The organism is Streptococcus mitis, assembly GCF_946188375.1.
Classification (GTDB): Bacteria; Bacillota; Bacilli; order Lactobacillales; family Streptococcaceae; genus Streptococcus; species Streptococcus mitis_CX.
Map to the genome: position 1 here is coordinate 1 of NZ_CAMHUS010000169.1, position 246 is coordinate 246.

The window sequence follows — 246 nt, forward strand, 5'->3', positions numbered from 1 at the left end:
TGAACAAGACATCATCGGGCATCACGCAGATCATGAATGCCAGCCAGCAGCGGATCGAGCTAATCGCCCGCATCTTTGCTGAGACTGGTGTAAAGAGCCTGATGCGACTGATTCAGGCCCTGTCCATCAAGAACGGGCGTAAACAAGAGATCATCAAGCTGCGCAACAAGTGGGTTCCTGTGAATCCCGGTGAATGGAAGCGCCGCACGGATATGACCGTTTCAGTTGGTCTTGGTGTGGGCAACA

At 53.3% G+C, this 246-nt stretch carries 1 protein-coding gene; it reads left to right on the forward strand.

All coding sequences use genetic code 11. From position 1 onward, the window contains the following. Positions 1–246: portal protein (locus N8M16_RS10125; RefSeq protein WP_261070161.1), on the forward strand; the 246-nt coding region annotated here is incomplete at both ends.